General features: G+C 73.7%; 6 protein-coding genes. 1 reads left to right on the top strand and 5 read right to left on the bottom strand.

Annotated elements, in window-relative coordinates; all coding sequences use genetic code 11:
- Positions 1-147: 147 nt before the first annotated feature.
- Positions 148-2,052, bottom strand: a complete 1,905-nt coding sequence (locus tag ACZ56B_RS20055) for an AMP-dependent synthetase/ligase (RefSeq protein WP_468791890.1) — start codon at positions 2,050-2,052, stop codon at positions 148-150.
- Between the two features lie 204 nt (positions 2,053-2,256).
- Between ACZ56B_RS20055 and ACZ56B_RS20050 the strand changes: the two genes are divergently transcribed.
- Positions 2,257-2,490, top strand: a complete 234-nt coding sequence (locus ACZ56B_RS20050) for a DUF6480 family protein (RefSeq protein ID WP_468792108.1) — start codon at positions 2,257-2,259, stop codon at positions 2,488-2,490.
- A gap of 55 nt (positions 2,491-2,545) precedes the next feature.
- Here ACZ56B_RS20050 and ACZ56B_RS20045 read toward each other — a convergent pair whose 3' ends face one another.
- The 4 genes from ACZ56B_RS20045 to ACZ56B_RS20030 form a co-directional block, all read right to left on the bottom strand.
- Positions 2,546-3,634, bottom strand: a complete 1,089-nt coding sequence (locus ACZ56B_RS20045) for a glutamate--cysteine ligase 2 (protein ID WP_468791887.1) — start codon at positions 3,632-3,634, stop codon at positions 2,546-2,548.
- 106 nt (positions 3,635-3,740) lie between these two features.
- Positions 3,741-5,966: a 1,4-alpha-glucan branching enzyme gene (gene glgB / locus ACZ56B_RS20040; RefSeq protein ID WP_468791884.1), complete on the bottom strand. Its 2,226-nt coding sequence runs from the start codon at positions 5,964-5,966 to the stop codon at positions 3,741-3,743.
- A gap of 4 nt (positions 5,967-5,970) precedes the next feature.
- Positions 5,971-7,329 (bottom strand): maltokinase N-terminal cap-like domain-containing protein, encoded by a 1,359-nt coding sequence (locus tag ACZ56B_RS20035; RefSeq protein WP_468791881.1) that lies wholly within the window; start codon positions 7,327-7,329, stop codon positions 5,971-5,973.
- Between the two features lie 28 nt (positions 7,330-7,357).
- Positions 7,358-7,512, bottom strand: a 155-nt coding sequence (locus ACZ56B_RS20030) for an alpha-glucosidase C-terminal domain-containing protein (RefSeq protein WP_468792105.1), incomplete at its 5' end; no start/stop codon positions are given.

The raw sequence follows: 7,512 nt of genomic DNA, 5'->3' as shown, positions 1-7,512 counted from the left end.
ACGGGTCGGGTCCGAATGTGTCGGTCCGAGGGGCCGCCCCTGCCCGGGGGGTGGGGGGGGCGCGGGGCGGGGACAGGGGAGGGGGGGTACCAGCCGGCCGCTGGCGGCCCCCCCCCCCCCCCCCCCCCCCTTCCCGTGTCCGGGCGGTCAGCGGAACACGTTGTCCGAGTCGTCCCAGCCCGGCGCCTCCTCGTGGGACTCGGTCCGCCGGGGGCGCGACCGCGACTGGTACATCGCGTCGATCTCCAGCGCGCAGTGGCGCACGATCTCGTCCCGGCGCAGCTTCATCGACGGCGTGAGCAGCCCGTTGGTCACGTCGAAGGGCTCCGGCAGCACCCGGAACACCCGGATCGACTCCGAGCGTGACACCGTGCTGTTGGCCGCGGCGACCGCCCGCGCGATCTCCTCGCGCAGCGCGTTCTCCTCCCGGGCCTCCCGGGTCGGCGCGTCGCCCGGCAGGGACAGGGCCGCCCGCCAGTGGGCCAGGAAGTCCGGGTCCAGCGTGATCAGGGCGCCCACACAGGGACGGTTGTCGCCCACGACGACGGCCTGGTGGACGAGCGGGTGCATCCGCAGCCGGTTCTCCAGCGCCGCCGGCGCGACGCTCTTGCCGCTGCTGGTGATGATGATGTCCTTCTTGCGGCCGGTGATCGTGAGATAGCCCTCGCCGTCCAGCCGGCCGAGGTCGCCGGTGGCCAGCCAGCCGCCGTTCAGCGCGGCCCGGGTGGCCCTCTCGTCGCCCACGTACCCCTGGAACACCGACGGCCCGCGCACCAGGATCTCCCCGTCGTCGGCCACCCGGATCTCCGTGCCCGGCAGCGCCCGCCCGACGGTGCCGGACTTCTCCCGGCCGAACGGCTGCATCGTCACCCCGCCGCCGGTCTCGGTGAGTCCGTAGCCGTCGTGGACGTAGATGCCGATCCCCTCGTAGAAGAGGGAGAGGTCGCGGCTGAGCGGCGAACCGCCGGAGGTGGCCCGGCGCACCCGGCCGCCCAGCGCGTCCCGCAGCCTGCGGTAGACGGTGCGCTCGTACAGGGCGTGCTGCAGCCGCAGGTCGAGGCCCGGTCCCGGGCCGCGGCCCAGCCGCTGCCGCTCCGTCGCGGCGGCGAAGTCCCGCGCCGTTTCGGCGGCCCGTTCGAACAGGGCGCCGCGGCCCGCCTGCTGCGCCGTGCGCAGGAAGTTCTTGTAGATCTTCTCCAGCAGCGACGGGACGGCGTACAGGTAGGTGGGCCGGAAGGTGCGCAGGGCCGAGGTCAGGGCCTCCCCGCCGAGGTCGGGTTCGTGCCCCATCAGCAGACCGCCGCGCACGCACAGCCCCTGGATCATCAGGCCGTAGACGTGGGAGAAGGGGAGGAAGGCGAGGACGGAGCCCTGCTCCCCGGGCGGTGCCGCCGTGTGCCCCCAGCCCGCCAGCAGGGTGTCGCAGGGAAAGGCCAGATTGCGATGGCTCAGGGCGCAGCCCAGAGCACGGCCCGAGGTGCCGGAGGTGTAGGCGACGGCGGCCGTGGAGTCCGGCAGCACGATGCGGCGCATCGATTCGACCGTGGCCAGCGGGATGTACTCGCCGCGCGCCACCAGCTGGTCCAGCGCGCCCGCGTCCAGCTGCCAGACGTGCCGCAGCAGCGGCAGCGAGGCGCACACGGACCCGACGGTCATCACGCTCTGCTCGTCCTCGACCAGCACGGCCACGCAGCCGGAGTCCCTGAGGATCCACTCCACCTGGTCGCGCGAGGAGGTCGGATAGATCGGCACGACCTCGGCGCCCACGGTCCACAGCGCGTAGCACAGGACGGTCCACTCGTACCGGGTGCGCGCCATGATCGCCACTCGCCGGCCGGGTGAGATCCCCGAGGCGATCAGCCCCTTGGCCAGGTCGACGACCGCGTCGCGGAACTCCGCGGCGGTGACCTCCTCCCAGGAGGAGGAGGCCGGGGACGTGCGGCGGGCGAGCATCGGCAGGGCGGGGTTCCCGGCCGCCGTCTCGAACAGGCTGTCGGCGAGACCGCCGGTCAGGGGCGGGGCGGAGGGGGGAGCGAGAGCGAGGTCGCGCATGCACTGCTCCTGACGTGTGCGGGGTGTGACGGGTGCCGTGCCGTGCGCCGCGAGCCGGTGAACCCTCCCGGACCACGGCACCGGGCCGACGGGCACGGTCGTCGGCGGTGCCTGAATGTAGCCGAGCCGGAGCGTTCCGGGGCCGGGATCACGACAACTGTTCCCACACTGATGACCTCGGCGGTATCGGGGGACCCGAACGGCATGAGCTACGTCAATCCAGATCCCGAACCGGAACGCACCACCGGTCTCGAACCGGGCGGTGGCGTCCCCCCGGGCGAGACCCCGCCCGCGGAGAGCAGCATGCCCGAGGCCGGCCCCTACCAGGTGGACAACCACACCGAGGGCTGGGCCAAGGGTCCCATGACCGTGATCCTCGTCCTCGTGGCGCTGATCGCGGCCTTCTTCCTCGCCTACGCCCTCGTGCTCATCCTCTGAGGACCCGCCGCCGGGGGCCCGGACCCCGCCCGGCCCGGGCCGCCCGCGGGACGTCTCACGCCTGGGTGTGCCGCACGCACTCCGTGACGACGTCCCGCAGGCTCCCGGTGCGTTCCATCAGCTCGCGCTGCACCCGCGCCCCGTTGCCGCCGCGCAGCAGCCCGGCACAGCACTCCCGGGCCCGCTCGAGGTCCCCGAGGTCCTCCAGCGCCTCGGCGACGTGGTCGAGCAGGGCCCGCACGACCGTCCCGGCGGGCGTGCGGCGCATGGTCTTGGGGTGCAGCAGCTCGCCCGTCAGCCCCGACCGGGCCGCCTGCCAGGCGGCCAGCCGGAGCAGGCTGACCCCGGGGTCGAGCGGTTCCCGGCCGGCCTTCCACTCGCGTGCGGCGGTCTCCACGAGCCCGCGGGCGAGGGTGGCGATCAGTCCCGCGGTCTCCGCGTGCAGACAGACGTCGGAGACGCGGATCTCCACCGTGGGGTACCGCTGGGACAGCCGCGCGTCGAAGTAGATCATCCCCTCGTCCAGGATGGTGCCGGTGGCCACCATGTCGGCGACCTGCCGGTGGTACCGCTCGGCCGAGCCGAAGATCTCCGCCGGACCGGCCGACGGCCAGCGCTGCCAGACCCGGCTGCGGTAGCTGCTGTACCCCGAGTCCTTGCCCTGCCAGAACGGCGAGTTCGCGCTGAGCGCCGCCAGCACCGGCAGCCAGGGCCGCAGCCGGTCCACGACGCCGACGCCCTCCTCGTCGGACTCGACGGACACGTGGACGTGACAGCCCAGGACGAGTTGCTCCCGGGTGGCGATGCCGTACTGCTCCTCCATCCACCGGTACCGCCGGTTCATCCCGACCGCGGGACTGACCGGCAGCGGCGAGGTGGCGAGCGCGGCGACCGCGCAGCCGAGCTCCCCGGCGTGCCCGGCGGCCTCCTTGCGGCAGCGCACGATCTCCGCCTGCAGGCTCTCCATCGAGGACTGCGGATGCGTGGCGAACTCCAGCATCTGCTCGTGCAGTTCCTTCTCGAAGACCTCCCCCCGTGTGCCGTCCCGCTCGGCCCTGGCGAGCACCGCCGCGGACATCGCCCGCGGTTCACCCGTCTCCGGATCGACCAGGAGAAGCTCCTCCTCCACTCCGACGGTGCGCACCTGCTGCCGCCTTTCCGTGATGTCGCGACGACACCGAGACGTCCTCGGTCGTACGACCCCGGATGCCCCGCCGGGGGCGTCGGACACCTGGCGGTGCCGTCGGACCTCACGGAGCGGTCGGCACCAGCCACACCGTCGCGAGCGGTGGCAGCGTGAGCCGGACGCAGCCGTCCTCGGGCTTGACCGGATCCGGGTTCACCACGTCCCCGCCGCCGTACCGGGCGGCGTCGGTGTTCAGGAGCTCCCGCCAGGCGATCACGTCGTCGCCGACGCCGAGCCGGTAGTCGTGCCGGACCACCGGGGAGAAGTTCGACACCGCCAGCAGCGGCCGGTCCCCGGCGTCGAACCGCAGGAACGCGAAGACGTTGTCGTCGGCGGCGTCCACCGCGACCCAGCGGAAGCCGGACGGGTCGGTGTCGCGCTGCCACAGCGCCGGGGTCGCCCGGTAGTGCGCGTTGAGGTCGCGGACCAGGTCGCGCACCCCGCGGTGGTCGCCCGCGGAGTGGTACCCGTCCTCGAGCAGCCACCACTCCGGGCCCTGCCGCTCGGACCACTCGGCCCCCTGGGCGAACTCCTGCCCCATGAACAGCAGCTGCTTGCCCGGGTGGGCCCACATGAAGCCGAGGTAGGCGCGGACGTTCGCCCGCCGCTGCCACCAGTCGCCGGGCATCTTCGACACCAGCGCCTGCTTGCCGTGCACCACCTCGTCGTGGGAGATCGGCAGCACGTAGTTCTCGCTGTAGGCGTACACCATCGCGAAGGTCATCTCGTGGTGGTGGTACTTGCGGTGGACCGGCTCGTGGGAGACGTACTCCAGCGAGTCGTGCATCCAGCCCATGTTCCACTTCAGGCCGAACCCGAGCCCGCCGGTGTCGGTGGGCCGGGTCACCCCGCCCCAGGCCGTGGACTCCTCCGCGATCGTCACCACGCCGGGGCAGCGCCGGTAGACGGTCGCGTTCATCTCCTGCAGGAACGCCACCGCCGCCAGGTCCTCCCGGCCGCCGTGCGCGTTGGGTTCCCACCCGCCGTCCTCGCGCGAGTAGTCCAGGTAGAGCATGGAGGCGACCGCGTCCACCCGCAGGCCGTCGACGTGGAACTCCTCGCACCAGTACACGGCGTTGGCGACCAGGAAGTTGCGGACCTCGGTGCGGGCGAAGTCGAAGGTGTACGTGCCCCAGTCGGGGTGCTCCGCGCGCCGGGAGTCGCCGGGCTCGTACAGCGGGTCCCCGTCGAACCGGGCCAGCGCCCAGTCGTCCTTCGGGAAGTGCGCCGGCACCCAGTCCATGATCACGCCGATGCCGTTCCGGTGCAGCGCGTCGACCAGGTACCTGAAGTCGTCGGGGGTGCCGAGCCGGGCGGTCGGCGCGTAGAAGCCGGTGACCTGGTAGCCCCAGGACGGACCGAAGGGGTGCTCGGCGACCGGCATCAGCTCCACGTGCGTGAAGCCCAGGTCCTTGACGTAGGCGGGCAGCACCTCGGCCAGTTCGCGGTAGGTCAGCCCGGGGCGCCAGGACGGCAGGTGCACCTCGTAGACCGAGAACGGCGCCTCGTGCACCGGCACCTCGGCCCGGCGCCGGAGCCACTCGGCGTCGCCCCACGCGTAGTGCGAGGAGGTGACGACCGACGCCGTGTTCGGCGGCTCCTCCGTGCGGCGGGCCATCGGGTCGGCCTTGAGGAACCGGTGGCCGTACCGGGAGTGGATCTCGAACTTGTAGCGGGTGCCCTCGCCGACGCCCGGCAGGAACAGCTCCCACACCCCGGACGAGCCCAGCGACCGCATGGGGAACGCCGTGCCGTCCCAGTGCGTGAAGTCCGCGGCGACCCGCACGCCCCGCGCGTTCGGCGCCCACACCGTGAAGCGGGTGCCGGCCACGCCCTGGTGCGTCATCGGGTGCGCGCCGAGTGCCCTCCACAGCTCCTCGTGCCGGCCCTCGCCGATCAGGTGCAGGTCGAACTCGCCGAGCGAGGGCAGGAACCGGTACGGGTCGTGCGTCTCGACGGCCTCGTCCTCGCCGTAGGCCACCGCCAGGGTGTACGCGGGGATCGCGTCCAGCGGCAGGAGACCGGAGAACAGGCCGTCGCCCTCCGAGCGGAGCGGGGTGCGCACGCCGTCGACGACCACGTCCACCGCCCGCGCGAAGGGGCGCAGCGCCCGGACGGCGATCCCGCCGGGCACCGGGTGGGCGCCGAGCAGCGCGTGCGGGTCGTGGTGGGCGCCGGCCAGCAGGCGCCCCCGGTCGGCCGGATCGAGCGCGGGTGCGGTTCCGGGGACCGCGGAGGCGGACGGGACGGGCCCGGCCGGCTCGGGGAGCGGGGTGTCACGCAGGGCCACGGCTTCAGTCTCCTCTCACGGCGAGGCGCTCGATCGCCGCCATGGGTACGGGCAGCCAGTCGGGTCGGTGCCGGGCCTCGTACAGCACCTCGTACACGGCCCGGTCCGTCTCGTAGGCGCGGAGCAGGCCGTGCTTCTTGCGCGGGTCCCAGCCGGCGCGGGCCGCGTAGCCCGCGCAGTAGGCCTCCCGGCAGCGCCGCGCCCACTCCGGGCGCCAGGGGCGGCGCTGGCGGGCGGCGTAGTCGAAGGAGCGCAGCATCCCGGCGATGTCCCGCACCGGGGAGTGGGCGCTGCGCCGTTCGGAGAGCGGCCGGGACGGCTCGCCCTCGAAGTCGATGACGAACCACTCGCGCCCGGCCCGCAGCACCTGGCCCAGGTGCAGGTCGCCGTGGATGCGCTGGGCGGGCGGTCCGGGATCGCAGGTGGTCAGCGCGGCGAAGGCGGAGCACAGACCCGGCACGAACGGCTGGAGCGCGGGAACGCAGTGCGCCGCGGTCGTCAGCCGCTCGGTCATCGCCGCGGCCGTCCGCCCGTTCTCCCCGGGCAGCCCCAGCGGGAAGGCCGAGGCCAGCGCCAGGTGCACGTCCGCCGTGGCCTGGCCCAGCGCGTGCGCCTGCGTGGTGAAGTCGTCACCGGCGGCGAGCGCGTCGAGGGCCAGCGTCCAGCCGTCGGAGGCGTTGCGCAGGTACGGCTGGAGCACGCCCAGCGTCGCCTTGAAGGGGTGCGTGGTGCGGAACCAGGCCACCGGGGCGGGAACCCGGTGGCAGCCCTGGGCGGCCAGCGCGCCCGGCACCTCCAGGTCCGGGTTGACGCCGGGCTGGATGCGCCGGAAGACCTTCAGGATGTACTCGTCGCCGTACACCAGGGAGGAGTTGGACTGCTCGGCGTCCAGCAGCCGCGGCACCAGTCCCGCGGGCACCGGCCGGGACGCGCCGCACTCGAAGCGCAGCGGGCCCGACGTGCCGGGGTGGCGCAGCCGCTCCAGGAACAGCTGGGCCGCGCGCGGGTCGTGGAGGGCGTCGTAGACCGTCCGCCCGGCCAGCTGCCCGTGCCGCACCCGGCCGATGAGCGCCCGGCCGAGGCGCGGCGAGGGGGTCTCCCGGACACCGAGGAGGAGCTGGTAGCAGTCGCCCGCCGGGGGCGTGCCGCCGGGGGCCGGCACGCCCCCGTAGCCCGCGTGGACCAGCACGTGCAGACACCCCGGGAACAGTTCCGTCATCGACAGCACACCGAGGTCGCTGACGGGCCGGTCCTTGCCGGCGAACCAGCGCTGCCCCGGCAGCCACTCGCGCAGCAGCCCGGTGAGCGACCCCGTGTGCTCGGCGGGCGCGCTCCGCGGGCGCAGGAATGCGGTCTTCGTCATGGTGACGCCTCCTCTCGCCGGCACACGCTCACAGTCGTCGGCCGATGCGGGATGCGACTCGGGTGAGCCGGAACCAGTAGAAGCCGTAGCCCCCGAGGGTCAGCAGGTAGGGCAGTTCGCCGATGGCCGGGAAGCGGACGCCGCCGAAGAGCTCGACCGGGTGGCGGCCCCGGAAGGCGCTCA

Source organism: Streptomyces sp. NPDC034670 (assembly GCF_055574875.1).
Note: the sequence above shows the minus strand (reverse complement) of the source record. Positions and strands in the feature narration are given on the sequence as shown.